The organism is Vreelandella populi, from assembly GCF_003989825.1.
In the GTDB taxonomy this organism is placed as follows: Bacteria; Pseudomonadota; Gammaproteobacteria; order Pseudomonadales; family Halomonadaceae; genus Vreelandella; species Vreelandella populi.
On the sequence record NZ_RZHE01000006.1, the window covers coordinates 187,716 to 212,895 of the forward strand.

General features: G+C 53.1%; 22 protein-coding genes and 1 pseudogene. 8 read left to right on the top strand and 15 right to left on the bottom strand.

Going from position 1 to position 25,180, the window contains the following annotated elements; genetic code table 11:
• The first annotated feature begins 566 nt into the window (after positions 1–566).
• Entirely contained in the window at positions 567–2,252 is a 1,686-nt protein-coding gene (gene aspT / locus ELY25_RS05920; protein WP_126950360.1) for an aspartate-alanine antiporter, read from the top strand.
• Between the two features lie 34 nt (positions 2,253–2,286).
• A complete protein-coding gene (locus ELY25_RS05925) occupies positions 2,287–3,879 on the top strand; it encodes a bifunctional aspartate transaminase/aspartate 4-decarboxylase (RefSeq protein ID WP_126950361.1) in 1,593 nt (530 codons plus the stop codon).
• A gap of 123 nt (positions 3,880–4,002) precedes the next feature.
• Here ELY25_RS05925 and ELY25_RS05930 read toward each other — a convergent pair whose 3' ends face one another.
• The 4 genes and pseudogenes from ELY25_RS05930 to ELY25_RS17775 form a co-directional block, all read right to left on the bottom strand.
• Positions 4,003–4,440, bottom strand: coding sequence for an acetyltransferase (locus tag ELY25_RS05930; protein WP_126950362.1), 438 nt, complete (start codon positions 4,438–4,440; stop codon positions 4,003–4,005).
• A gap of 73 nt (positions 4,441–4,513) precedes the next feature.
• On the bottom strand, positions 4,514–4,732 hold the full coding sequence (locus tag ELY25_RS05935; protein ID WP_126950363.1) for a VF530 family protein: 219 nt from the start codon (positions 4,730–4,732) through the stop codon (positions 4,514–4,516).
• Positions 4,733–5,222: 490 nt separating this feature from the next.
• Complete coding sequence (locus ELY25_RS05940) at positions 5,223–6,203, bottom strand: peroxidase family protein (protein WP_335808172.1); 981 nt, start codon at positions 6,201–6,203, stop codon at positions 5,223–5,225.
• Between the two features lie 18 nt (positions 6,204–6,221).
• Positions 6,222–6,811, bottom strand: a pseudogene (locus tag ELY25_RS17775) (IS630 family transposase); the annotation flags it as partial.
• Between the two features lie 231 nt (positions 6,812–7,042).
• Between ELY25_RS17775 and ELY25_RS05945 the strand changes: the two are divergent.
• Together ELY25_RS05945 and ELY25_RS05950 are read left to right on the top strand one after the other, a co-directional pair.
• On the top strand, positions 7,043–7,567 hold the full coding sequence (locus tag ELY25_RS05945) for an ankyrin repeat domain-containing protein (RefSeq protein WP_126950364.1): 525 nt from the start codon (positions 7,043–7,045) through the stop codon (positions 7,565–7,567).
• 54 nt (positions 7,568–7,621) lie between these two features.
• Positions 7,622–9,289: a catalase gene (locus ELY25_RS05950; RefSeq protein ID WP_126950365.1), complete on the top strand. Its 1,668-nt coding sequence runs from the start codon at positions 7,622–7,624 to the stop codon at positions 9,287–9,289.
• Positions 9,290–10,116: 827 nt separating this feature from the next.
• Here the strand turns inward: ELY25_RS05950 and ELY25_RS05955 are convergent.
• Positions 10,117–10,749, bottom strand: coding sequence for a hypothetical protein (locus ELY25_RS05955; RefSeq protein WP_126950366.1), 633 nt, complete (start codon positions 10,747–10,749; stop codon positions 10,117–10,119).
• Positions 10,750–11,034: 285 nt separating this feature from the next.
• Here ELY25_RS05955 and ELY25_RS18000 point away from each other — a divergent pair, with 285 nt between their 5' ends.
• Complete coding sequence (locus tag ELY25_RS18000) at positions 11,035–11,487, top strand: hypothetical protein (protein WP_236995657.1); 453 nt, start codon at positions 11,035–11,037, stop codon at positions 11,485–11,487.
• Positions 11,472–12,857, top strand: a complete 1,386-nt coding sequence (locus tag ELY25_RS05960; protein WP_236995658.1) for a DUF4153 domain-containing protein — start codon at positions 11,472–11,474, stop codon at positions 12,855–12,857. The genes ELY25_RS18000 and ELY25_RS05960 overlap by 16 nt, the downstream gene beginning before the upstream one ends.
• A gap of 126 nt (positions 12,858–12,983) precedes the next feature.
• Here ELY25_RS05960 and ELY25_RS05965 read toward each other — a convergent pair whose 3' ends face one another.
• On the bottom strand, positions 12,984–16,160 hold the full coding sequence (locus tag ELY25_RS05965) for an efflux RND transporter permease subunit (protein WP_126950367.1): 3,177 nt from the start codon (positions 16,158–16,160) through the stop codon (positions 12,984–12,986).
• Positions 16,161–16,166: 6 nt separating this feature from the next.
• Positions 16,167–17,354, bottom strand: coding sequence for an efflux RND transporter periplasmic adaptor subunit (locus ELY25_RS05970; RefSeq protein WP_126950368.1), 1,188 nt, complete (start codon positions 17,352–17,354; stop codon positions 16,167–16,169).
• 382 nt (positions 17,355–17,736) lie between these two features.
• Here ELY25_RS05970 and ELY25_RS05975 point away from each other — a divergent pair, with 382 nt between their 5' ends.
• Complete coding sequence (locus ELY25_RS05975; protein WP_126950369.1) at positions 17,737–18,696, top strand: AraC family transcriptional regulator; 960 nt, start codon at positions 17,737–17,739, stop codon at positions 18,694–18,696.
• A 96-nt stretch (positions 18,697–18,792) separates the two neighbouring features.
• Here the strand turns inward: ELY25_RS05975 and ELY25_RS05980 are convergent, their stop codons facing one another.
• The 4 genes from ELY25_RS05980 to ELY25_RS05995 all read right to left on the bottom strand — a co-directional run bounded on the left by ELY25_RS05980 (position 18,793) and on the right by ELY25_RS05995 (position 21,052).
• Positions 18,793–19,827 (bottom strand): alpha/beta fold hydrolase, encoded by a 1,035-nt coding sequence (locus ELY25_RS05980; protein ID WP_126950370.1) that lies wholly within the window; start codon positions 19,825–19,827, stop codon positions 18,793–18,795.
• Positions 19,828–19,915: 88 nt separating this feature from the next.
• Complete coding sequence (locus ELY25_RS05985; RefSeq protein WP_126950371.1) at positions 19,916–20,353, bottom strand: N-acetyltransferase; 438 nt, start codon at positions 20,351–20,353, stop codon at positions 19,916–19,918.
• A 95-nt stretch (positions 20,354–20,448) separates the two neighbouring features.
• Complete coding sequence (locus ELY25_RS05990; RefSeq protein ID WP_236995659.1) at positions 20,449–20,817, bottom strand: GFA family protein; 369 nt, start codon at positions 20,815–20,817, stop codon at positions 20,449–20,451.
• On the bottom strand, positions 20,804–21,052 hold the full coding sequence (locus tag ELY25_RS05995) for a hypothetical protein (RefSeq protein WP_185859235.1): 249 nt from the start codon (positions 21,050–21,052) through the stop codon (positions 20,804–20,806). Before ELY25_RS05995 ends, ELY25_RS05990 begins: the two co-directional genes overlap by 14 nt.
• Positions 21,053–21,173: 121 nt before the next feature.
• On the opposite strand from ELY25_RS05995, the gene ELY25_RS06000 reads away from it, so the two are divergent.
• Positions 21,174–21,662 (top strand): TspO/MBR family protein, encoded by a 489-nt coding sequence (locus ELY25_RS06000; RefSeq protein ID WP_126950373.1) that lies wholly within the window; start codon positions 21,174–21,176, stop codon positions 21,660–21,662.
• A gap of 257 nt (positions 21,663–21,919) precedes the next feature.
• On the opposite strand, the gene ELY25_RS06005 is transcribed toward ELY25_RS06000, so the two are convergent.
• The 4 genes from ELY25_RS06005 to ELY25_RS06020 all read right to left on the bottom strand — a co-directional run bounded on the left by ELY25_RS06005 (position 21,920) and on the right by ELY25_RS06020 (position 25,168).
• Entirely contained in the window at positions 21,920–22,459 is a 540-nt protein-coding gene (locus ELY25_RS06005; protein ID WP_126950374.1) for a GrpB family protein, read from the bottom strand.
• 78 nt (positions 22,460–22,537) lie between these two features.
• Positions 22,538–23,332, bottom strand: coding sequence for an aminoglycoside adenylyltransferase family protein (locus ELY25_RS06010; RefSeq protein ID WP_126950375.1), 795 nt, complete (start codon positions 23,330–23,332; stop codon positions 22,538–22,540).
• A gap of 96 nt (positions 23,333–23,428) precedes the next feature.
• The gene (locus ELY25_RS06015; RefSeq protein WP_126950376.1) at positions 23,429–23,827 is read right to left on the bottom strand and encodes a DUF4019 domain-containing protein; all 399 of its coding nucleotides are present in this window, start codon (positions 23,825–23,827) and stop codon (positions 23,429–23,431) included.
• Between the two features lie 105 nt (positions 23,828–23,932).
• Complete coding sequence (locus ELY25_RS06020; protein WP_126950377.1) at positions 23,933–25,168, bottom strand: hypothetical protein; 1,236 nt, start codon at positions 25,166–25,168, stop codon at positions 23,933–23,935.
• Positions 25,169–25,180: the final 12 nt, after the last annotated feature.

Here is a 25,180-nt window from a genome sequence, read left to right on the forward strand (position 1 = left end):
GACGCCAGCGCTTTCAATGCAGCAGTCTTCGTCGTTTATAAAGAGATGCATTATCGCGCAGCCGAGCTGCCCTATACCGTAACGGTAGAGCTACGTTTAGCAATTGGCACGTTTATATAATGGGCACGGCTGACGCATAAAATGGGCTTAAAGCAGAGCATGTAGGTCATTCGCAGCGTACCATCTAATACTCTGTAGTAAATTTTATTAACACAACCCCTATTAAAGCGCTGCTTTTAAAGTTTCAAGTAGGCAAAGATAGAGCACTTATAACGTATGCTAAATAGACACGGTTCTCTTGAGCAAAATAATAAGTGTCACGTTTACCGTAGATGCCAAACCAAATAGCGACGTAATACAGGTAGGCCATCAACAGATAAACAAATAGCAAAAATATATCTATCATTTTTAGTTCATCACTTCTTAACTAGCTTTATGCAAAGCTCTGCATTAGGTTGATTTAAGATCTTGGCGGCCTTTCTACCGGCATTCTTAATTGCTGATACTCGATACTATTGCCTTAATCATTTCTGCTTACTCGCTCTTTTGAATTAGGAGAGGGACATATGGAGTTCGTGCGTTCAATCTTTCAGCAGTCTCCTGAGATAGCCCTTTTTATGGCGCTCGCGGGCGGGTATTGGATAGGTAAGTTTCAATTCGGGAAATTCCAGCTTGGGGGCGTGGCAGGGTCACTGTTGGTGGCTGTTCTGATCAGCCAGGTGGGGGTTCCCATCGACAACGGCATCCGGACAGTACTATTTGCCCTGTTCATTTATGCGGTTGGGTTTGAGAGCGGCCCTCAGTTCTTTCGCTCCTTGGGGCGCCGCTCGCTACGCGAAATTGTGATGGCTGCGGTCTTGTCTATCAGCGGTTTGATTACCGTTGTTCTATTGGCCAAGATTTTCTCCCTCGATAAGGGGCTGGCCGCTGGAATCGCCGCAGGCGGTCTTACCCAATCCGCTATTATCGGTACGGCGAGCTCAGCCATCGCTCAGCTTGGCCTTTCACCCGAGCAGACCCAGCAGTTGCAGGCTAACGTGGCAGTAGGTTACGCCGTTACGTATATCTTTGGCTCTCTCGGCGCCATCCTTATCTGCGTCAATTTACTCCCGTGGTTTATACGCCGCGGTATCCGAGATGATGCCGTCAAGGCAGAAGCCGAGTTATTAGCAGGCGCCAAAGTATTCGGCCCTGGTGAGAGCAGCGCTTTGCCAGAGCTCGTTAGTCGGCTCTTCGAGGTACAGGCAGCGTCAGGAAAACGTATTGCTGATATTGAGGCGATGACAATGGCCTCTCCCATTGCCGTGGAACGGCTCAAGCGCAAGGGTGAAATCATCGGTAACGAACCTGACATGGCCCTTCAACAAGGCGATATTCTGCTGCTGGTTGGACACCGCCAGGGCATGGTGGGATTGGGAGCCAAGATTGGGCCTGAGCTGCAATCATCGGAAGGCATGGAAATGATTATTTCCACTCGTGATGTGGTGGTCACCAACAGGGAGTTCGCAGGGCATACGGTAGGCCAGATCATTGCTTCAACGAGAGAGCTGAGACACGGCGTATTCGTGCTAGGCGTCAAGCGTGGCGGCATTCCTGTCGAGATCAAAGTAGATACAAGCATACGCGCTGGGGACGTGGTCACCATCTATGGGCTTCAGGAAGATCTGCAGCGCATCGCTAAACGCGTGGGTCCGGTGATTGTGCCAAGCGATAAGACCGACTTTGTGTTTCATGGGCTCGGTGTGGTCGTTGGTCTTTTAATTGGTCTGTTGGTACTGCGCATCGGGTCTATCCCTCTAACGCTTGGCAGCGGAGGAGGAGCCTTGTTGGCAGGCCTGATTTTCGGCTGGTACCGTAGCCGCAATATGGCTATCGGCAATATGCCCACTGGTGCTTCCACCCTGCTGCGCGACCTAGGCCTTGCGGGCTTTGTGGCAGTTGTCGGCTTGCAATCCGGTCAGCAAGCGGTACTCACCGTCATGGAGAGTGGTATATCCATTTTCCTGATCGGCGTGGCTGTTACCATTATCCCCTTAATCATCACCATGCTGGTGGGGCGCTATCTACTTCACTATGACAATGTAGCGATTTTTGCCGGCGCCCTATCAGGCTCTCGCAGCGCTAACCCTGCCTTTGGTGAAGTACTCGACAAAGCAGGCAATTCAGTACCCACGGCTTCCTTTGCCATTACCTATGCCTTGGCCAACGTTTTCCTGACGCTGCTGGGGCCTCTCATCGTTGCACTGGTTTAGCAACAACCCGTCCATTCATTGCAGGGAGAGCAGCATGAACGATTACAGCCAGTATGCAAAACTTAGTCCGTTTGAGCTTAAGGATGAATTGATAAAACTAGCCTCAGGCAAGGAAAACCGTACCATGCTCAATGCAGGGCGCGGTAATCCCAACTTCATGGCCACCCTGCCGCGGCGGGCTTTTTTTCAGCTAGGGCTGTTCGCGGCATCAGAGTCGGAACTCTCCTACTCCTATATGCAGCAAGGGATTGGCGGGTTGCCCAACATCGAGGGTATCGAAGGGCGCTTTGAGCGCTTTACCAGCGAGCATCGTGATCTTGAAGGGGTGCGTTTCCTTAGCCGCAGCCTTTCCTATGTACGCGACCAGTTGGGACTATCGGCCTCACAATTCTTACATGAGATAGTCGAAGGTATTCTCGGGTGTAACTACCCAGTGCCACCCCGCATGCTACGTATCAGTGAAAAAATTGTTTGCCAATATCTGGTCAAAGAGATGGTAGGCGGCTCCCTGACGGCTGGTCAGGTAGATGTCTTTGCCGTTGAAGGTGGCACGGCCGCAATGACTTATATATTCGACACCCTTAAGCAGAATGGCTTAATAAAACGCGGCGATAAAGTGGCCATCGGCATGCCGGTATTCACTCCCTATATCGAAATTCCGCAACTTGATGAGTACGGTCTGGTAGAGGTGGCCATTAATGCCGACCCTGCCAACGGCTGGCAGTACCCTGATGAGGAACTCGAAAAATTGAGGGACCCGGACATCAAGGTCTTCTTCTGTATTAACCCCAGCAATCCCCCTTCGGTTAAAGTAGATGATCGAAGCCTGGATAAGATCGCTGATATTGTCAGTAATGATCGGCCCGATCTTATTATTCTGACCGATGATGTTTATGGCACTTTTGCTGACGACTTCCGCTCACTGTTTGCTGCCTGCCCCCGCAATACCATTCTGGTTTACTCCTTTTCGAAATACTTTGGCGCAACCGGCTGGCGGCTGGGAGTGGTAGCCACACATCAGGGCAATGTGCTTGATGACATGCTGGCCAGCTTGCCCACTGATATGCAGGAACAGCTTGAGCGTCGCTACAGCTCCATTATTCCCGATGTAAGCGAGCTAAAGTTCATTGATCGTCTGGTCGCAGATAGCCGTACTGTGGCGCTCAACCATACTGCTGGTCTCTCCACGCCCCAGCAGGTTCAAATGGTACTGTTCTCACTCTTTGCACTTATGGATGAGCATGACACGTACAAAGCTGCCTTGAAAAAGGTTATCCGCCAGCGTGAGAAGGCGTTGTACCGTGAGCTTGGTATTGAACTTGAAAAAAATCCCAATGAGGTCGACTACTACACTCTGTTGGACCTAGAAGAGATTGCCGAGAAGCTATACGGCGGCGACTTCGCCAACTGGGTGAAGACCAAATTCACCACTAATGAGCTGCTGTTTCGTATCGCCGATGAAACCGGCATCGTTCTATTACCTGGCCGAGGTTTTGGTACCCAACACCCCTCGGGACGAGCTTCACTTGCTAACCTTAACGAATACGAATACACCGCTATCGGCCATGCTCTTCGCGCCCTCGCCGATGAGTATTACACGGCTTTCAAGAAAGAAACTGAGCACTAATGAGAGTACCGCTGTCAGCCTGATGCAAGGCTCGCAGCGGTATTATCATTGATCCGGTTAAAGCAGTCAGATGAGGCAAACAACAAACGATCCATGGCTGAAGTAGAGTGAAGTCAATCGTTACTACTTCGATAACGCCATATGCAGCAGCGGGTAAGGTTTGCCCTGACCATCCAGCGGCGAGCGCCCTATAACCGAAAACCCGATGTGCTGATAGAAGCCAACTGCCTGCTCATTTTGTTCGTTCACATCTACCTTGGTGGCCGCCTGTGTCTTGATAGCGTGGGATACCAATAGCGCACCCACACCTTGGCTGCGAGCGTGAGGGGCAATAAACAGCATTTCAATATTGCCGTCGCTAACCCCGCTAAAGCCGACGATATCGCCAGCATCGTTTCTGGCTACCATCAAATCGATTGCATCAAAGTACTGCTCAAGAATAAGCGACTTGAGCGCCAGTAAATCGCTTTCTGCCAGGAAATCATGGGTCGCACGAACGGAGGCCTCCCATACTTCAATTAACACGGGGTAATCGGCTTTGGTGGCTTTCTCTATTTTCATCACTGCACCAGATGAACCTGAACCAGTTCCATCGTCGACATGCGCGACGAGGGAGTGCTCAGTACAACAAGCTTTATGTAAACGTGTTGATATACAGCGCTTCTACTTTATCGCGTGCCCACTGCGTTTTGCGTAAGAACTTCAATGAGGATTTGATAGAAGGATCATTATGGAAACAGTTGACGCTAATTTCTGCGTACAAGCCATCCCAGCCGTAGCGTTCAACCAAGCGGGTTAAAATCTTTTCAAGGCTTAAGCCATGTAAAGGGTTGTTAGGTTGCGGATGGTTCATCGAGTGATTCCCGGTGGCATAGTCAAAACGCTATCCAACTAACGGTGCGATAGACCACGAATGTTAACAGAGGAAATGGAAAAGCGCGGCGAAAGTAGCCTTCCGCCGCGCTTATTTAGGTTAAGCGAGCGAAAAGCTTTTCGCTCATCAAAGGCCTGAACCTTAGCGGTGTAAGTCGAACCGATCGTTCTCATCAACCGGCTCCCAGACGGTGCCCATATCGATGAGATTGACGAAGAAATCATTGGTCAGCTGGCCCTAGCGATGAGTGAAGATACCATCGGTGTTGTTATCACCAGCATTGATACCGATAGCCCGCATGCCACCCAGGAGCGCGGCCATCTGGGGGGGGGGCGCTAAGGTTCAGCATAAATGCCCGGTCGATCATCAAGTGCTCGGCCGGAATAGGCATCGACTGCTCCTGCATATAATTGCGGAACGCATCGTGCCTAGGTTCGAGATAGGCATGGGCATCCACTTCGGTCATCTCCTAGGATGTGTCAGTGCGCCCCGGCGTGAACGGCACTGTAAGCTCATGCCCAGCCGCCTTCGCGGCCATCTCGACCCCAACGCCACCCCCCAGAACGATCACGTCCGCCAGTGAAATATTGGCCTCAGAAGCGCCCTTATCTTCTCCAACTGGTCGATCACATCCGCCACGCCGCCGCGCACGTTGATATCCCAGCCGGTTTGCGGTTTGCGGTTCGAGGCGAATGCGCGCGCCATTGGCGCCGCCGCGATGGTCCGTCTGGCGGTAAGTACAGGCCGAAGCCCAAGCAGTCTCCACCAACTGCTTGGCGGTGAGCTCGGGGTCGGCAATTGCCTGCTTGAGCGTCGCGATCTGTTCATCAGAAACCAGCGGCCCTTCGTGCTTGGGCACCGGATCTTGCCAGACAAGAACCTCATTGGGAACCTGTGGCCCGAGGTAGCGGGCACTCGGCCCCATATCGCGATGCAGCAGCTTGTACCAGGCACGGGCGAACTCGTCGGCGAGAACGTCCGGGTTATCGCGATACTCCTTGGATATCTTCAGGTAATCCGGGTCGACAATCATGGCCATGTCGGCCGCGTTCATCACCGGCGGGTTTTTCCTGCCTTCCACGTGCGCATCGGGCACCCAGAATCCATCTTTAACCTCCACAGGCTCCCACTGATTGGCGCCAGCCGGTGACTTTTTGACCTTCCACTCGTGGGAGAAAATCGTCTCAAGATAGGTGTTATCCCACTTGGTGGGCGTGGGCGTCCAGACGCCTTCAAGGCCCGAGGTGATGGTGTATTCGCCTAGGCCGGTTTCGTGCTTGTTGGCCCAGCCCACACCCTGCTCGTGAATATTGGCTTCTTCAGGCGCCCCGCCGACGGCGTCCGCTGGCCCGTTGCCGTGCACTTTACCGAAGGTGTGGCCACCCACGGTCAGTGCGACGGTTTCGCGGTCGCTCATCCCCATGCGGGCGAAGGTTTCACGCACGTCCATCGCGGATTTCGCCGCATCTGGCACGCCGTTAGGGCTCCATGCATAAGGCACCGACGACGCTTGTGAAAAACCTGATTCATCGAAGTAGTAGAGGTCGTGCTCGCCTTGATCTTCTCGCTCGTGAAGCGCCTTCATCAGGCCTTGCGTGTTGCGAAAGTCCGTTTCGTCACGCTGGGGCTTGAGTGAGTGCCGAATGCGCTTGAAGCTATAGCCATTTTTTTCAACGCCCGGCGCAGTGTCACCGTGGCGACAGACTTGCCGGTTTCTTTTTGAAAGCGAGCCTGTAAGGCGCGAATCTGATGGGGATGCTCGGCTACTAACGCTTGCAGTCGTTTGTGATCGTGTTCATTGAGAGCGGGTGTTCGTCCACTACGCGGCTTGTCGATGAGCCTATCAAGACCGGACACTTCCCATTGCTTGAACCATCGTGAGACGGCATCGCGGCGAACTTGAAGTACCTCACTGATTTGGTTAATCGTATAACCTTGGTCACTCAGCAGAATGGCATGCGCCCGACGACGGAGAGCGCGCTTCTCGCCATGGTGATAGGCGGAGGCCAGCGTCTGTTGTTCAGGTTCAGGGAGAGGGGCAACGAAGCGTTTTTCCATGGTTCTGTCCGTGTCAGAAATCCTGGCATGGATATACACTAAATTTTAGATCAGCACTTAGCATAACAATGCCTCCATATATGTCTCATTAACGGTTTCTATAGCATAAACCTATCCTATAGATGTAATGAGACTATCAGTTAATGGTCTACGCTTTAAACAATCTTTAACGGCACCGAGTTCAAGAGACAGCATTGAGCTGAGGAGACAGCATTGAGCTGAGGAGAAAGTATGGACGTTCAAAAACAAGCGCCACATTCCCGCCCCGCATTGGATGCTGAAACTCATGCATTGGCAGAAGAGCTTTTCCAAGTAATTCGACAGGGCGACACGAAACGCGTTCGCCGATTGCTGGAAATGGGGCTTGTCCCCAACTTATGCGACAGCAAAGGCGACAGCTTACTTATGCTCGCCAGCTACCACGGGCACCTCGATATGGCCAGGCTGCTTTTACAGTATGGTGCAGATCCGGAACTCGCTAACGAGCGGAACCAAACCCCGCTAGCAGGCGCCGCCTATAGAGGTGATATCAATATGGCGCGTCTCCTCCTCGCTCACAAGGCTGACGTGAACGGCCGAGAGCCGGGGGCGAAAACACCTTTAATGTTTGCGGCAATGTTCAATCGCGAAGAGATGGTCGAGTTGTTGGTGGAGCAGGGCGCGGACCCATCGCTAACAAACGCAGACGGAATGACAGCGGCTATGCTGGCACAAGTAATGGGCGCGGAGAAAAGCAGAGCAACGCTCAATGCCTGACAGCTTATAGTCAACAGAACACGCTTTAGCAGAAAATGATTAAGGAGCAACGTTATGAAAGATCAAAGCGATCACCAGCCACAGAAAACCTTAACTACCCGCCAGGGCCACCCGGTGACCAACAACCAGTCGCAGCGCACGATCGGTAGCCGCGGTCCGGCCACGCTCGAAAACTACCACTTCCTGGAGAAGATCAGCCATTTCGATCGCGAGCGCATTCCCGAGCGTGTGGTACACGCACGAGGTTTCGTCGCTTATGGTGAGCTGGAAGTGACCGGTAAGATCGGCGACGAACCAGCCTCTAAGTATACCCGTGCCAAGTTATTTCAGCATCCCGGTAAAAAAACGGATCTTGCCATCCGCTTTTCTACCGTAATCGGCGGCCGAGATTCTTCCGAATCAGCGCGTGATCCACGCGGTTTTGCAATCAAATTCTATACTGAGGATGGAAACTGGGACCTAGTAGGGAACAACCTGGCGATCTTCTTCATTCGGGACGCGATCAAGTTCCCTGACGTCATCCACGCTCTAAAACCTGATCCGGTAACGTTTCATCAAGAGCCCAACCGCATTTTCGACTTTATGAGTCAGACGCCGGAATCCATGCATATGCTTACGCACTTGTTCAGCCCGCGCGGCATTCCGGCTACCTACCGCCATATGGAAGGCTTCGGCGTCAACACTTACAAAATGGTGAACGAGAAAGGCGAGACCTTCCTGGTAAAATACCACTTTCACCCACGCTGCGGCATCGCAAGCTTCACAGACGAGGAAGCGGCGAAAGTACAAGGCCAGGATTTGGGGCACGCCTCCAGGGATATGTACGAAGCGATCGAAGGCGGCAATTACCCGCAGTGGGATATGTATGTGCAAATCATGGAAGACCACGAGCACCCCGAGCTCGATTGGGACCCACTGGATGACACTAAAATCTGGCCTGAAAAAGATTTCCCTCTACGCCATGTGGGTGTGATGACGTTGAACCGCAATGTCGAAGATTTTTTCAATGAAAATGAGCAAATTGCTATGGGGACGGGCGTTTTGGTCGACGGCCTGGACTTCTCCGACGATAAAATGCTCGTGGGGAGGACCTTCTCTTATTCGGACACCCAGCGCTACCGCCTGGGTACTAACTATCTGCAGCTCCCGGTCAACCAGCCCAAGAACGCCGTCCAACAAACCAATCAAACTGGTGGCCAGGCTTCTTACTACCGGGACATGGCACCCGGTCAGAACCCGCATGTAAATTATGAGCCATCAATGCACGACGGTTTGCATGAATCTACGCCAGAAGGCGATTTTCATCCGCCCGAAATTACCGGCCAGCTGACGCGGAGCGTACTCGAGCGTCGCAATGATTACCAACAGGCCAGAGCTCGGTTTGAAACCATGATGGAATGGGAGCGAGATGACTTGGTCAATAACATGGGCAACCTACTCGGCCAATGCGAGCGGGACGTACAGGAACGTATGTTATGGCATTTCCTGTTAGTTCACGATGACTATGGCAATCGAGTCGGCGAAAAGCTGGGCATAACCGCCAAAGATGTCAGTCACCTGGAGCCATTACCCAAGCAGGTGTTGACCGACGAGGACCAGCGCCGGTTGAAGAACCTCGGGTCGAACGGCGACAGCATCAACCCCGAGGTTTGGGGCCAATGGACGAGCTCGGTAACCAACCATATGGCGACCGCTGAGGAAGTCATGTCAGGAAAGCTATAGCTCTCACTCATTTAGGTCAAGCCTAGATGAACAACATTACCCACGAGCCGGAGAACAAGCGTTTCGTTCTCCGGCTCGTGGCGCAGGGGCTGCCGTGGCGGACTTCGCTTCACTTGCTGACGGTGAGGGCGTTGGGCACGCTCTCTATTACCATGATGTTGAAGGTAACCTGGCAGCGCACCCGCAAGCATCGACCTCCGGCTGGCCTATTGTAGGGTTGCGCTCTACTGATTTTTCAGCGACCGGGTTGCGGACTCTATGGCCAGAACATAACCTTGTCTGGCTCTGGTTGGCATCGCTGTGTTGGTTGTTGGCCTACCTTATCTGCGCGGTTTCAGTTGCACGATACTGAAGGCGAAGATGCCTTCCCGCTCGAATAACACGCCACATTCGTCCTAGTGTTTACGTCACCCTGTTAGCGGAATAGACGCTAGGGCGTGGCTTGGACCAGCCGCTCCAGTCGTTGCATAACGGTCAGATTGTTGATCTGAGCGCCTCCCACGCATTTTCCATATCGCCGTTCTGATAGGCCTCTGTTCGGACACGTTATTCTCCTCGACTAAATGGCGCGATTCTAAGTTAGCGTAGACGATATTTCGGGCCGCACCAGGGCCGAAAGTGCCATCGCCTACTATGAGTAGCATTGCAAAAAACTATAAGACAGCACGATATATTGAAGGATCGATCACTTGTCTAGGCGGTTGGAAAGCGACGAGGCTTTGAGATTCAGAAAGAGCTGATACTTTTTAATACCGCTTTTAGGAAGCGACGCGATTCATCAGGGCCAGCGTACTATGAACGATGAAGACGCTGACCCCAGCCATTATTTAACGGCTAGCGAGCATTTTTCTGATTTCGTCATTCAGCTCTTTGAAAACGTGACGTGGGCTGACTTCATCGAGCATCTCAACAATTCGTTGGGTTTGAGCTACCGTCAATTCGCGGTTCCCAGTGATGCTTTCGAGTTTGACTTTGACGACGTGGTCGCGGATATCATCTTCTAACGCGCGGTTAGCCACCATGTCAGAAATAACCTTGCTTGACTTGGCAAACTGAATGAAATCCTTATTTAACAGCTCGTAGGATAGCTCGCCTTTGCGGTTGGTATAGGTCTTTACAATCGCTTCATACTCATCGCTATCTACGGTAGCCAGTTCTTCAGCTGTCTCCTCTTGGGCGCTCGCATCCTCTTTCTCGGCACTGAGCTTGACTTTGCCGCGACGCGAATAGGGCATTCCGGACGTCAGCTCCATGGCTTCCTTGAATGCTTCAAGGGGAAACAGTTTCAGGTCGGTATTATGGGAAGGATCAGGCTCGCCCGACTTGCGGTTGACAGTGGCAATGCCGGGTTGGTCGGTATCGTAGCGCATGATGACAATGCCGGAGTGACCACCCCGAAGTTTCTGGCGATAAGCGGCGGCCTCGATAGTGGACAGTTCAACCATTATGGTTCTGATCATAAAAATTTCCTTTTTTTGAGATAAGTACCCAACACTGGTCTATATAACGCTGAGCGTACCGATAGCCTGGCTTGCGTAAAGCAAAGATAAAGACATCCAAGTACGGTGTTTAATTAATGGATCGTTTTGATATTGGCACGGTACTCTATTAATGCATCAATGCGCTCAGCCCCAAACACGTACAGTGTTCATTAACCTTAGCAGAACAATTAGAAACGGTATTAGCCCCCTTTTTTATCAACTCCGAGCCCCCTGACCCGCTGCCTCAACCTACGAAGAGCTGCCATGGATGACAATCGCCCGAATACGCTGGACAAAGCCACTAGTACTGGCTCGATTTTGCTTGCCGTTATACAGGGCGTTGCGCTGCTGGCGCTTCATCTGGCAATCGACCACGAGCACTGGTTGGCCGGTGACCAGCGCTGGCTCAAGGCGCTTTATACGGTAACGCTCGCTCTGCCCGCGTTTTATCTGATCAGCATGGAACGGCTACATGATCGCCTCAATTTTCTACCGCTATTGCTGGCCCCGCTGCTGTTTTGGCTGGGCTGGCACCTTGGCTGGGTCGAACAGACGCCCCAGCAGCCGTGGGCGCGGCATCAGTTTACTTTTGCCTTCTGCGTGGCGCTTGGCGTGGCGCTATTCATCCTGGCACTGTTTTTTCGTAGCAGCGCTGTCAGCAGAACCTGGCCTACCGCTTACGCACCGCTGCTGAATTACTCTTGGAGTTCGCCCTGACGCTTGCCCTGTTGGCGCTATTTATTGGCGCATTCTGGAGCCTGCTATGGCTGGGAGCGGCACTGTTTGCCGCGATTGGCCTGGGCTTTTTCGAAAAGCTTTTCAGCGAGCCCGTTTTTGTCTACCCCGCCACTTGGCTGGTGATCGGTTTGACGCTGGTGATGATTCGAAACCGCTTTCGCCTGATTCAAAGCGTGCGCCAAATGGGGGAGGCGCTTATCAAAGCGCTGCTGCCGCTGGTGGCGCTTATCATACTGCTTTTCTTTGCCGTGCTGCCCGCAACCGGCCTGCAGCCCGTGTGGGATACGGGCAGAGCCTCCTCCATATTAATGGCGCTGATGTTGACCCTGCTTTTGTTCTTCAACGCGGTGTTTCATCAAACCCAAGGATCGCAGCCTTATTCGACCTGGCTACGCCGCATCATCCTACTAGCCGTTGTGCTGTTGCCTGTGGGAAGCGTGCTGGCCGCCTGGGCGCTCTGGCTACGCATTGATCAGTACGGTCTCAGCCTGGACAGGCTATGGGCTGCCCTGCTGCAAGCGCTAACCGCGGCGTTTACCGTGAGTTACAGCCTGCTTCTTCTCTGGCGCCGCCGGGCAGCGCTTCCCGCCCTGCAGCGCGCCAACGTCGGCCTGGCCCTGCTGGTGGCTGTTGTATTGATCGTGGTCAACACGCCGCTGGCGGATATGCGCCACTGGGTGGCCGAGCACCAGGTCAAGCGGCTGCTGGATGGCCGCACAACCGCCGAGGCTTTCGATATCAACTACCTGCGCTTCCAGCTCGGCCAGCCGGGCACCTTGGCCTTGCGGGCGCTGGCTGACGGTGAATTTTCCCAATCGCAGCCTGAGCTGGCTCGGCGTATCGAGCTTTCGCTCAAACAGACCGAGCGCTGGAGCCAGGATCCGCTGGTGGATACCCAGAACCTGACTGACGTAGCCCGGCAGTTCAAGACGAGCCCAGAAGGCGCTTCACTTCCCATCCCCTTGTTGAATCTGCTGGTTGAACAGAACTCTGTCTGTTTAAGCCAGACCGAACCCTGCCAGGCAATACAGATAAGCAATGAATCCCTGTTCCAATGGCTTATTTACGCGCCCTATAGCACGCAGGGCCAGGCTTATGCACAAATCAATGCCGAAAACCTGAACGACTGGCAGCAAACAGGCACACTGATTGCGCTGGGTGCCGTGCAGGCTCAATTTAATAACGACTGCCGAAGTACCCAGCCGACAACCGACCTACAGCGCATACCAGAGATAGTGAGTACTTACCGAAGCGGTAACTGCCTGTATAGCTCGCAGCCCACGCTCGAAAGCATCAGGCAGCAGCTTTTTATTCAATCTGATGAAAACAGGCAAGCACAGCGGGAATAGCCCGTTGTGCTTGCCTGTTCAGTTACCGAGCGAGCCTTTCTCTCTTTCTTTCTAGCCCGGTCTCTCTAGCTCTTTTCTATATGCTAGCCTGGCCCAGCTCTACCAGGTCATTGCTCTTCCTGCCATTCAAGGATGGCTGGCTGGCTGGGATGGGGTATCTAGCGTGGCGCTGTGATGACTAACCAGAGGGCCGGACAGCTTACGCAGCGCGACGTAGAACACTGGTGTCAGGAACAAGCCAAACAGGGTGACACCGATCATACCCGCAAATACAGCGGTACCCAGCGCCGCCCGCACCTCGGCACCTGCGCCGGTGGCAATCACCGAAGGCAACACGGCAGCCGTGAAGGCGATCGAGGTCATGATGATGGGCCGCAGACGTAACCGGCAGGCTTCCAGCGCCGCCTCCACCACGCCCTTACCTTGCAGTTCAAGCTCGCGGGCGAACTCCACAATCAGGATCGCGTTCTTGCATGCCAGGCCAATCAGCACCACCAGCCCCACCTGTACGAAGATATTGTTGTCACCACCGCCAAACCAAACGCCAATCAAGGCTGCCAACATGGACATAGGTACGATCAAAATGACAGCCAACGGTAACGTCCAGCTTTCGTAGAGTGCCGCCAATACCAAAAATACCAGCAGGATCGATAAGGGGAAGACCACCAGTGCCGCATTACCCTGGGTGGATTGCTGGTAGCTCAGGTCGGTCCATTCCAACGCCATGCCCGGTGGTAACACTTCGGCCGCCAGCGCGTTGATAGCGTCCATGGCCTGCGCAGAAGAGAGCACTCTAGGGTCAATTTCCCCGGCTAGATCTGCCGCTGGGTAACCGTTGTAGCGCAGTACCGGATCCGGGCCAAAGGTTTGCCTGATATCCACCATCGTGCCGATCGGCACCATTTCTCCCTGATCATTGCGAGTCCGCAGCCGAGCGATGTCTTCTACGCTTGCCCGATAAGGGGCGTCCGCCTGGGCGATGACTTGCCAGGTGCGGCCAAAACGGTTGAAGTCATTCACATAGGTCGAGCCCAGATAGGTCTGCAGAGTGTCGAACAGCTCAGTCAAAGGCACGCCCTGGGCTTTAGCCCTCAACCGATCCATCTCTGCATCCAACTGTGGCACGTTGGACTGATAACTGCTGATCGGGAAACTCATGCCCGGTGTTTGAGCAATCGCACCCTGAAGTTGATTAACCGCCTCCTGTAATGCTCCATAACCAAGATTACCGCGATCCTCAATAAACAGCTGAAAGCCTGAACCATTGCCCAGACCCAGAATTGGCGGCGGCATAAATGAAAACGCAAACCCCTCTTTCAAGCCACCAATGCCTTGATTAATTCGGGCGTTTATCTCCGCGGCGCTAAGGCTGCGCTCACCAAAAGCACTGAGAGTCAGAAACGCCACGCCGGTGTTGGAAGTATTGGTGAACTGCAGCGCATTCAGGCCCGGAAAGGCAATGGCGTGCTCCACGCCTTCGGTCTCCAGGGCAATATTCACCACATCCTGGAGCATCTGATCGGTTCTCTCCAGAGACGCCCCTTCCGGCAGAATGACGCCCGCAATCAGATACAGCTTGTCCTGCACCGGAATAAAACCGGGCGGCACCGTCTTGAACATCACCCCGGTGCCCATCAGCAACAACGCATAGACCACAAACACCGCGCCCCGATGCTTCAGAGATCGCGCTACTCCTCCTTGGTACTTGTTTGAGCTGGCATTGAAAAAGCGATTGAAGGGACGGAAAATCCAGCCGAACAGCTTATCAATCACTCGGGTAAGACGATCCTTAGGCGCATGATGGGGCTTAAGCAGCATTGCTGCCAGCGCGGGTGACAGGGTAAGGGAGTTAATGGTGGAGATCACCGTGGAGATAGCAATCGTCACCGCGAATTGCCGATAGAATTGCCCGGTTACTCCAGAGAGAAAAGCCATGGGGATAAACACCGCGCACAGCACCAGGCCGACAGCGATGATAGGCCCGGATACCTCTCTCATTGCCTGATGGGCGGCTGCCTGCGGCTTTAGGCCTTCCTCAATGTTCCGCTCCACGTTTTCCACCACCACGATGGCATCGTCCACCACAATACCGATGGCCAGCACCAGCCCAAATAAGGTTAGCGTATTGATGGAGTAACCCAGTAGGTAGAGCGCCCCAAAAGTACCGATGACCGATACCGGCACGGCAAGCAAAGGGATAATAGAGGCACGCCAGGTCTGTAGGAAAAGCGTGACCACTAATACCACCAGCAACACGGCTTCCAGCAGGGTTGCTATCACCGACTTTATAGAGTCATTCACAAAAATGGTGGTGTCGTAGACTGCCTCATATTCAACGCCTTCAGGGAACTGTTCGGACAACTCCTCCATGGTGGCCACCACCTGCTCGCGGATCGCCAACGCATTGGCTCCCGGCGCCTGAAAGATACCGATTGCCACCGCATTCTGGCCGTCTAACTGCGAGCGAAGGGTATAGTTCCCGGCCCCCATTTCCAGCCGCGCTACATCTGAAAGCCTGAGTATCTCGCCGCTTTGGCCACGCTTGAGCACGATGTCGCCAAACTCCTCCTCTGTTTCCAGCCGCCCACGAGCGTTGATCAGCGTCAAGAAATCACTCTGTTCAATAGGTTCGGCTCCCAACTGCCCGGCGGAGACCTGCACATTCTGCTCGCGCATGGCGCCCACAACATCACTGGCCGTTAGGTCGCGGGCGGCAATTCGATCTGGGTCCAGCCAAGCCCGCATGGCGTAATCACCACCGCCGAAAATTTGCGCATCCCCTATCCCTTCGAGCCGAGCCAGTTGATCGCGGACATTCAGCCGTACATAGTTGCGTAGGTAAAGGGTGTCGTATTCGCCACCGGGAGAGGTCAGGTGAACGACCATCAGAAACGTTGGCGACTGCTTCTGGGTGGTGACTCCTTGACGACGCACCGCTTCAGGCAACCGAGCTTCAGCCTGGCTGACGCGGTTCTGTACCCGAACGGCAGCCTCCTCGGCATCGGTACCTGGGCGGAAGGTGATGGTCATTTGCAGCACGCCATCAGAGCCCGCGACGGACTTGAGGTACATCATGTCCTCAACGCCATTGATCGCTTCTTCCAGCGGCGTGGCGACCGTCTCGGCGATCTCCTTTGGGTTCGCTCCAGGGTAAACCGTACGGACAACCACGGAGGGTGGCACCACGTCTGGATACTCGCTAATCGGCAGATTGGGAATGGATATTAGTCCCACCGCCAGGATGATAATCGACAGCACCGCTGCAAAAATCGGTCGGTCCACGAAGAAACGGGAGAAGTTCATGACGGTTTATTCTTCCCTGGCAGCAATGGTGGGTTGAGCGTTAATCGGCGGAATATTCGCCACCTGTTGAGGGGAGACTTCCATGCCCGGCATGAAAACTTTTTGCACGCCGTTGACGATCACCCGGTCGCCGGCAGTGAGTCCTTCAGTGATCACCGTCATTTCGTCGACTTGTCGCCCGGTGGTTACCGGGCGCCGCTCTGCCAGGTTGTTTTCATCAATGACATAGACGTAGCGGCGATCCTGGTTGGTCAATACCGCCTTGCGGTCCACCAGCAACGCTTGCTCTAAACGAGCGACCGGCATCTCGACCCGCGCAAATTCCCCAGGACGAATATGGCCATCCGGGTTGGCTAACACCGCCCGGAACTGCAGGGTTCCCGTGTTAGGGTTTAAACGGTTGTCGATAAAGTCCAGGGTGCCCTTGTACTGCCGCTGCGAGTCGCCGCCCAGTTCAATCGTCAGGATGTTTGGCGCCTCACCGGCCAAAAGTGTCTGACTGGCAAACGCGGCCTGTTCGTCCGCTTCAAAGTAGACATGAACCGGATCAATACTCACCAGCGTGGTCAGCAGGCTCTGATCGGCGTTGGCCAGATTGCCGCGGGTCACCATTGCCCGACCAACGCGACCACTAACAGGCGCCGTAATGCGAGTGTACTCAAGGTCAAGCTCGGCGGTATCTAACGCTGCTTGCGCGGCATCCACCATGGCACGAGTATTGTTCAAGGCCGCTTGGCGTTGGTCATGCACTTCCTGAGAAATAGCCTGGCGCCCCAGCAACACGCGGGCACGTTCGGCTTCGCTTCCTGCCTGGGCCAGTTGGCTCCTGGCCTGAGCTAGATCCGCCTGGGCGGCGCCAACACGTGCCAGATAAGGCCGCTGATCGATCAGGAATAACAACGCCCCTTGCTCTACCAGCTCACCTTCTTCAAACACTACCTCCTGGATATAGCCGCTAACTCTAGCTCTTAGCTCCACCGTTTCCGCGGCCTCCACTCGGCCGGTGAATGACTCACTTAACACTACCGGCTGAACCACGACTTCCGTTACGTCGACTTCCGGCGGTGGAGGTGATGAAGATGCTACGGACTCCTCGCTCTGGGCCTCGCATCCAGTAAGTAAAACCGTTATCAGTAAGAGCAGGATCACTGCCCCTCTGCTTACAAGCGGGGTTCGTTGAGACAGGCTTACCATGGTTACTTGCTCCAATGGCTATCGGAAACCGATAGCAGCGTCAGAATCGACAGTCGATGGTGGTGGCATAAAGGGGCTAAACAAATGGACATCATCGAGCGCCCATCAAATGTCATTCACCATAGGTGAGGCGAGTGCGTTCAAGGTAGCGCGTTCCTGCGGCATGATTGCCTAATTCTGTCGTGGGTCGTAAGCAGCTGAACAAGACTGGCGGATCAAAATAGCAAAGGGTTTTCGCGTCTATGCATTGTGTCTGTCTGATGACACACAGCGTGGGTTGCCAATTTCTACGAGGTACTTGCCTGATTCTGCAAAACAGATGAAAAAGCATCTGATTTATAAAACGTAGGCATATACTGCAATCTGTTAAGGAGGAAAGCCATTGACCGTTATCGTTCCTGAGCAGATCGCCCATTTCAGCGACAGCCTGCCGCAGCAATTGATCCAAGTCGTCCGCCGCTGGTCTCCCCTGGAAGAACTACAGGATACGGCGATTGCCGAGGTCCAACTGGTGCGCGCTGACGCTCCTGCCAGTTTTCACTGCGCCGTCTATGAACCGTCCCTGTGCTTTATTATTCAAGGCAGCAAGACCGTGCTATTGGGTGATAAGGAGATTGTTCACAGCGGCCTAAGTTACATCGCGAGCGCCGTTCACCTGCCTGTGGTAGGCAGAGTTGACCATGCCTCTCCAGAGAAACCCTATCTGGCGGTTAAGGTCTCGGTGGAGCCTCAGGAAGTAGCTGGAGTGATACTGGAACTGGGTGACAAGGCACCGCCCGCAGGGGGTGATGCTATCTGCCCCGAGATGGATTGCGGTTTGAAATCGGCCCCCATGGATGCCCGTATGCAGGGCGCGCTCTATCGGTTATTAAGCCTGCTTGATTCACCGGACGATATTAAGGTGCTTGCCCCCTTGGCCCGGCGGGAGCTAATCTATCGAGCCCTGATGGGCGACATGGGGCCTCACATGCGCCGGTTTGCTGCATCGGATTCTCAAGCTAATCGTATTGCGCGGGTTATTTATGCTCTTAAAGAGCGCTATGCCCAGCCACTTAAGATCGGTGAGCTGGCGGCGACCGTTAATATGAGCGAATCGACGCTTTATCACAGCTTCCGACAAGTCACACGAATGTCACCCCTGCAATACCAGAAGAAGTTGCGCCTACTCGAAGCCCGGCGACTAATGCTGGCCGAGGGGCTGGAAGCGGCCACCGCCAGTTACCGAGTAGGTTATGAAAGCCCTTCCCACTTTAGCCGCGAGTATAGCCGCATGTTCGGCGCTCCGCCCCGTGCCGATGTTAGCCAGTTAAAAGGCACCGCGATGGCCTCAGCGACCGCTTGATTAAGGCTGGCAGGCGCAAGCCATTTAAAGCTCCCCGCGCCTGCCTATTTCAGGTCACTCAGGCGGTGACGCTGTTTTCAAACATGCGCCCCAGCGTTACAGACTTTCCAGACCTTTAAGCAGCTCTTCGTGGAAACGTTCGGGTTCCTGGATTTGCGGTGAATGGCCAAGCTCCGGGAATTCGACCAGCGTGGCCTGGGGGATGGCATCGGCGGCCTGCTCACCCAGCACATCGTAACGGCCCAGGGTTTCCTGAACATCTTCCGGCGCTTGCGCCTTGCCGATGGCGGTGTTGTCCTTCTCGCCAATCAGTAACAGCGTAGGCATCTGCAATTGATCAAATTCATGAACTACCGGCTGGGTAAAGACCATGTCTGAAGTTAGCGCTTGGTTCCAGGCGACCAGCTCTCCGTCTTCGCCTGCATACATACCCGCCAGCATTTCCACCCAACGGTCGTACTCCGGCTCCCAGGTATCCACGTAGTAGGTACTTTCCTGATAGGTGCGAATACCCTCAGCGGTTTTCTCGAGTTCGGCCTGATAGCCTTCATCAATGCTCTGATACGGCACGCCAAGAGCTTTCCAGTCCTCAAGCCCAATCGGGTTGACCATCACCAGCTGCTCGGTCTGTTCTGGGTACATCAGCGCAAAGCGTGTGGCCAGCATACCGCCCATGGAGTGGCCCATCACGGTCACGTCATCTACACCCAGATCCTCCAGCAGCGCCTGGGTATTAGTCGCCAGTTGATGGAAACTGAACTGGTAATGTTCCGGTTTGGTCGATTTACAGAATCCCACCTGATCCGGCGCGATGACGCGGTAACCTGCATCGGTCAGCGCTTCAATGGTGTCTTCCCAGGTGCCCGCACAGAAGTTCTTGCCGTGCATCAGCACCACCGTGCGGCCGTTGGCGCTGCCCTTTTCCGGCTGAACATCCAGGTAGGCCATCTGCAACTCCTGACCCTGGGAGCTGAACTCGAACCGCTTGACCGGGTAGGCATATTCGAAGCTGGACAGTTCGCCGTCGTATTCAGGTGCGTCTTCAGCCGAGGCGCTGCCGACGTAGCCAACCGCGAGCGCGGCGCCCATACAGTTCACCAGTAACGTACGTGCAAAAATCGGACGTACCATTGTGTCGCTCCTCTCTTCCATGGATTTAGTGACATGAAGAGTATGGCAGCAATTGTCAGACATGCCGCTTCAAGCGACTAGTGAAGTCTCAACGCAAACACGCACTTGACCACTGCATCACAAGCTCTGGCTCTTCCGTATGCTCATCCAACTGCTCACCGGCTGTCACGAAGCCGTGCTGGCGATAAAAATGAATGCTGGACGCATTCCTGGCGTATACCGTGAGCTGTAAATTCGACCTCCGGTTTTTCGCATCATCAAGCAGCGCCGTGCCAAGCCCCTGGCCGTGAAGCCTAGGCTGTACGAAAATCGCCGCCAGCGTATTTTCATACAGGCTGTAGAATCCCACTACCCGTCCTGAAACCTCCATAACACGGGTGTCGGAGGCGGGAAGATAAAGATGGCGCATATCGTCCAGCTTCGATTCCCAAAAGCCAGGCTCGATAAAGTCATGCACTTGAATAGAAGCGGCAAGCCAGATGGAGAGGACCGGCTCGATATCGGACGTTTGGCATGCACGTATCATGGAAACACTCCTTGTCAGTAACAGGCTCGCTCATTTATCTACTGCAGGGCCTCGTTGAGTGCCGCCAGACTTTCGGGAGAGTTATCGAAGCGTTGTCAGTGAAGTGCTTCTTGTGCCCATGTTGGCGCAGAGTCGAGGTGAAGATGAACCGCCACGCGGGAGGTGGTCTCTTCATTCAGCAAGCCCGCCGGTACCCACATCAACGCCGTATCGCGCAGCTTATTGGGAACTGAACTGCCACATACCGAGCAGAAATCATTGCGATAGCCCGTTGGCCTTTGAAAAGAGCGAATACCGGCCTGACCGGCTACCCATTGAAAATCCACTTCCCTGACAAAGGTTGCCGCATTGGCGGTAGAGCCTGTCGTTTTGCGGCATAAAGAGCAGTGGCACTGGTAAAGGTTGGGAATCGTCCCTTCGATCTCGAACTTCACCTCGCCGCAGAGGCATTCACCGGTAATCATCAGTTACCTCGAACGTACTGGGTAACGCCTGACCAGCGGGATTTAATTTTTCAAACCGCGCCCTCTTGATGCATCCCGTCAGCAACAGCGGTATACCCGCGGTCAGACACCCCAGCGCCGCACCCCATAGCGCCCCGCCCGGCGCGGAAAGTGTTATCAGTAGAAACACGAAGCCATTCATCAGCAGAACGGCTCCCACGATAGCCAAGGGCTTCCAATCAGGGTTGGCGCGCATGCGATTTCCTTTTTCGTCATGATGACCACAGCGTCTTTTATTCATGCATCGCCACCATGGCCGAGCCCGCTGCGCTGCACTACGCTTGAACTAATTTTCATATTTTGCAGCAGGAACTTACATGCGCACACTCTCACGCAAACAGCAGATTCTGGGCTTGGTCGGCTGGCTGGTGCTGGCTTATATCGCCGCCGGCATAGGCGCCGTGGCTTCCATCAACGCCGCGTCTTTCTACGAATCACTCCAACAACCCGCCTGGGCGCCGCCAACTTGGCTCTTCGGGCCAATGTGGACGACGCTTTACGGCCTGATGGGCATCGCCGCCTGGCTTGCCTGGCGCGAACCCGGCGCACGGCCCGCGCTTGTGGTATTCATAATACAGCTAGCGCTCAACGCCCTCTGGACCTGGCTATTCTTCGCTTGGCAGTTGGGCGCTATCGCCTTTATCGGCGTAGTCGCGCTCTGGGTGTTGATTTTAATTACGCTGGTGATGTTTTGGCGGCTCAAGCCGTTGGCGGGTGTACTGCTGGTGCCTTATCTCGGCTGGGTCAGCCTGGCCTGTGCGCTGACCTGGAGTGTGTGGCAGCTTAATCCGCAAGTGTTGGGGTGATTTCAACGTCATAACGATTAAATCACTCAATGCTTGTTAGGGACTGCCCAAGGCTGGGGTGCCATGGTGATTCTCTCACGTCTATTGATGTGCCTTTGGCCTTCGGGCTTTCCGACAGCGGCATGGCGCTGGTCAACATGGTGGAAGGAGCCACCTTCTTCGGCTCGACTTTGGCACCATTGCGCACTCATTTCCAATACAGCTTTGTAGTGAGGGCGACGCTACCATGAAGAAGGCTTTCGGCGTGCTTGGCATAGTTATATTGCACTGCTCAGAGTTCCCCTTATGAAATCACTCTTCGCCGCAGTATAAGCCTCTCTATCCGAACTAAATTCAGCCGCCCATGCCCGTTTATTCTGCTCATAATTTCTTGCTATTCCAGAGTTAGTACGGAGTTTGTCACGGAAAGCTAACCGCTGTTGCCATTCTTGACTGTCATAAACTACAAGATGCAAGTGATGTGTTCGACGTCCTTCAGCCCATCGCATAAGCCAGCGTCGCCTAGCTAATGAAGCGTTGAACTCCATTGATGTCGTGTATTTTGCCTGGCACAAAGGTTCCAGCAGAGCATCAGCGCACTGCATCGCCTCGACCCCCGCTAGGATATCGATAATAGGTTTGGCTGAAAGGCCTGGTACAGCAGTGCTTCCGATATGTTCGACCGCCAAAAATCTACCAGGAAACAAATGAAGAAGGCGATCGCGCTCTTCTTCAAACAAAAGCGGCCAGTTTTTGTTATATGGGAAAATAGCCACCTCTTCATAAATTGCCCTGCTGAGTGATTCTTCTTCGTTCACGACTCACCACTTCCTTGTAATATCACGCTTGCAGCACAAGCAAATTTATAGAGCAGCAAAAAATTTATACCTGTGCCTTTAATAGCTTCGCTCACTACAGAGCATCAAGGCTCTTTCAATGTTATTTTTCATATAAGCCACCAGCGCCTTCATGCCCTCGCGCTTGCCTTCCCACCGATCATTCACTCTTCCAAGGTAGCCTTCGCGGGCGTACTTCAACAAAGCTGCATGCTCACCAGGTGCCTGATGTTCAGCCCATGCCGTGGCGACATCTTTTGGGGCAACGTCACCTGTCTCAGCGGTCAACCACATGCACGACAAGGTCAAGACCACATTGCGCTCGTCGCCTTCGATGTCGTTTAGAAGGTTAGGTAACGAATCACGGATGGCTTTTTGAATATCAGTCACGGGCACCGGCTCGAAAACCTCGGTGGACTTTTTTCCATACAGCGACAGGCTGTTATCCCTTACCTTCTTCAGAACAATGGCAAGATCAGGATCACGGACGGGTTCCGGGATGCTTCCGGCCTCGAATTGCGCTCGTAACCACTCCCCGTAAACAAATTCAGCCCGAGGCGGAAATTGCCAAGGCACGACATCAGAAGCCGACACCACCGTCAGCTCCAACGGCCTGATAGCCTGTGAATTTCCTATCGCGCCGGATATGCCCATCAACTGTGCAACCAAGGTCTTCCTTTGCTCAAAGGTAGGCGGGTTAGAAACAGCAACCAGAATATCTACATCGCTATCACGCTTTAAACCGCCAACGACAGCTGAGCCGAAGAGATAAATACCAACGATGGACTCACCAAGCACATTTTCAACGATTGAATGTGCCTGTTTTGCTTCATCTGGTATCACTGAATTTGGCATATCCTCTAGGTTTCCTCTCGACCTAATACCCGCATCAGTGGCCGTACGAAGCGAGGTCCAGGCCCATAGGGAAGAACTGTTGGCGATTGTTGTGTACTACCGCACAAAATACCCAACGGGTAGCCATTCTTCGTCCTCCCTTCTCAATGTTACCGTCTCTATCGCATTGTCCTCATGCTCAAAACTTGAAGCATAGGTAATGACAATATATTCCCCGTCAGGAGCATTAGGTAAGGAATTAGCTAACGTTGTACTGCTCACTTCTCTATCTTCTAATTCACCTAAAGGCTGGCGCACCTGCACTAAAGCTTCTACCCATTGAGCAACTGACAACTGATTCTGAAACAGTGAGCCCGTCAGATTCCAACTTTCTTCATATTCGCCAGCATCAATCGTTTCCAGCCACAAAGAAGCGGACTCTATTTCAGTATCATTAGTTGCCAAAGCTGGTTGTAAAAAAACGAGGAAACAAACTAAACAAAAAGCCTTTTTCATGAGGTCTCTCCTTAGGGCAAGTAGCGCATAACGCTTTCAGCACGCGTGCCCATGGCATGAAGCTGAAGGCACAATGTTAGAGGATCGCCGTGCCTGCACTTCTTATTAGCCGCCATATTCAGAAACCTTATGCAATTCATATAGTTGTCCGTTTATTTGCTCTTTAAAAACACCTTTTTCAATGAGCCTGCGAATGGCCTTTTGAGCCATTCCATTAGATATTCCTAGTTTTTGAGCGACGGTCTTGTGGATATGTCGTGGCCATGGTTGACTTGGAAGCTGTAACCTAACTTTATCGATAATTGCATCAGTTAGCTTCATTCCGCTGGAAGGAGCTATGCCTATTCTTTTCAGCCTTACCTCACCGTTATGATAACGAACTAATCTATATTTAGCTTCGCACTGGTCACAATCCATATTTGAAACTGATCCAGGAAATGAGTTAAGCATGGTAGTGATTACTGACGAGCAATCTTCACACTCAATTTCTTCCGTAATATCTTTACTTACTTCAAGGTAGAAACTGCCCTTGCTCTCATCATAAAGAGATACATATCTAGATTTACATTCGCTGCATTCCACTTTCTTTGCTGTGTTTTTCTTTGCCCTTTGTCGGTAGCTCAATTCCGATTGACACTTGGGGCATTTTATAGATATATCTTTATGGATTGACTTTCTTGCAATCTTTGGCACTGGGCGCCTTCCAGAGACCTCATTTATCATTTTTGATAAGTCATTTCGCAACGAAAGCAGTTGAATTTCTTTCTCTTTTTCACTTTTCTCAGATTGGCTAGCTTCTCTTTCCAAGACCCTTTCAAGCCTATCGGTAAGCTCAAGAACGTATTCTTGTAGTTCCTGCTTTTCTTCCCTTTGTTCTTCTAGCTCTTCACCAATTACTCCCTGCCAATCACTTAACGACGTATCATTTACGGACTTTAACATTGCCAGCATTTGTATAGCGCTTACTATGCGCTGTTCTCGACTATTAACTAGTTCTTGAATAGTTTCAAAGTCACTGGCGTTGAGTTCTTCCTCTAAGAAAGCGCTCAGTTGCGATAGCTGATCAGATAGGTTTGTCACTTTCTCAGACGCTTTTAAGGCATAAGTTCTGAGATTTTCTTGGTGGGACTCTTTAGCTTCCGAGATGGAAGTTCTGTGGATCGATTCAGAGTAAAGGAAAGAAACTATCCATGTGGCGAGAATCGACAGCAATGTGAGTATAGTACTCATCAATCCTGTTTCCCGAGTCGTTAGAGTCGAGAAAGATAAAACAAGCAACACTGTTAGCACGCCCATAACCAACAGGATCAACGCGATGCTTGCTACCGTTTTTGTTTTCATCCTACTCCGTAC

Excerpts from the sequence above, each read along its gene's own strand:
- aspT (WP_126950360.1), top strand. The coding sequence starts at position 567 with ATGGAGTTCGTGCGTTCAATCTTTCAGCAGTCTCCTGAGATAGCCCTT.
- ELY25_RS05925 (WP_126950361.1), top strand. The coding sequence starts at position 2,287 with ATGAACGATTACAGCCAGTATGCAAAACTTAGTCCGTTTGAGCTTAAG.
- ELY25_RS05930 (WP_126950362.1), bottom strand. The coding sequence starts at position 4,440 with ATGAAAATAGAGAAAGCCACCAAAGCCGATTACCCCGTGTTAATTGAA.
- ELY25_RS05935 (WP_126950363.1), bottom strand. The coding sequence starts at position 4,732 with ATGAACCATCCGCAACCTAACAACCCTTTACATGGCTTAAGCCTTGAA.
- ELY25_RS05940 (WP_335808172.1), bottom strand. The coding sequence starts at position 6,203 with ATGGACGTGCGTGAAACCTTCGCCCGCATGGGGATGAGCGACCGCGAA.
- ELY25_RS05945 (WP_126950364.1), top strand. The coding sequence starts at position 7,043 with ATGGACGTTCAAAAACAAGCGCCACATTCCCGCCCCGCATTGGATGCT.
- ELY25_RS05950 (WP_126950365.1), top strand. The coding sequence starts at position 7,622 with ATGAAAGATCAAAGCGATCACCAGCCACAGAAAACCTTAACTACCCGC.
- ELY25_RS05955 (WP_126950366.1), bottom strand. The coding sequence starts at position 10,749 with ATGATCAGAACCATAATGGTTGAACTGTCCACTATCGAGGCCGCCGCT.
- ELY25_RS18000 (WP_236995657.1), top strand. The coding sequence starts at position 11,035 with ATGGATGACAATCGCCCGAATACGCTGGACAAAGCCACTAGTACTGGC.
- ELY25_RS05965 (WP_126950367.1), bottom strand. The coding sequence starts at position 16,160 with ATGAACTTCTCCCGTTTCTTCGTGGACCGACCGATTTTTGCAGCGGTG.
- ELY25_RS05970 (WP_126950368.1), bottom strand. The coding sequence starts at position 17,354 with ATGGTAAGCCTGTCTCAACGAACCCCGCTTGTAAGCAGAGGGGCAGTG.
- ELY25_RS05980 (WP_126950370.1), bottom strand. The coding sequence starts at position 19,827 with ATGGTACGTCCGATTTTTGCACGTACGTTACTGGTGAACTGTATGGGC.
- ELY25_RS05985 (WP_126950371.1), bottom strand. The coding sequence starts at position 20,353 with ATGATACGTGCATGCCAAACGTCCGATATCGAGCCGGTCCTCTCCATC.
- ELY25_RS05990 (WP_236995659.1), bottom strand. The coding sequence starts at position 20,817 with ATGATTACCGGTGAATGCCTCTGCGGCGAGGTGAAGTTCGAGATCGAA.
- ELY25_RS05995 (WP_185859235.1), bottom strand. The coding sequence starts at position 21,052 with ATGCGCGCCAACCCTGATTGGAAGCCCTTGGCTATCGTGGGAGCCGTT.
- ELY25_RS06000 (WP_126950373.1), top strand. The coding sequence starts at position 21,174 with ATGCGCACACTCTCACGCAAACAGCAGATTCTGGGCTTGGTCGGCTGG.
- ELY25_RS06010 (WP_126950375.1), bottom strand. The coding sequence starts at position 23,332 with ATGCCAAATTCAGTGATACCAGATGAAGCAAAACAGGCACATTCAATC.
- ELY25_RS06015 (WP_126950376.1), bottom strand. The coding sequence starts at position 23,827 with ATGAAAAAGGCTTTTTGTTTAGTTTGTTTCCTCGTTTTTTTACAACCA.
- ELY25_RS06020 (WP_126950377.1), bottom strand. The coding sequence starts at position 25,168 with ATGAAAACAAAAACGGTAGCAAGCATCGCGTTGATCCTGTTGGTTATG.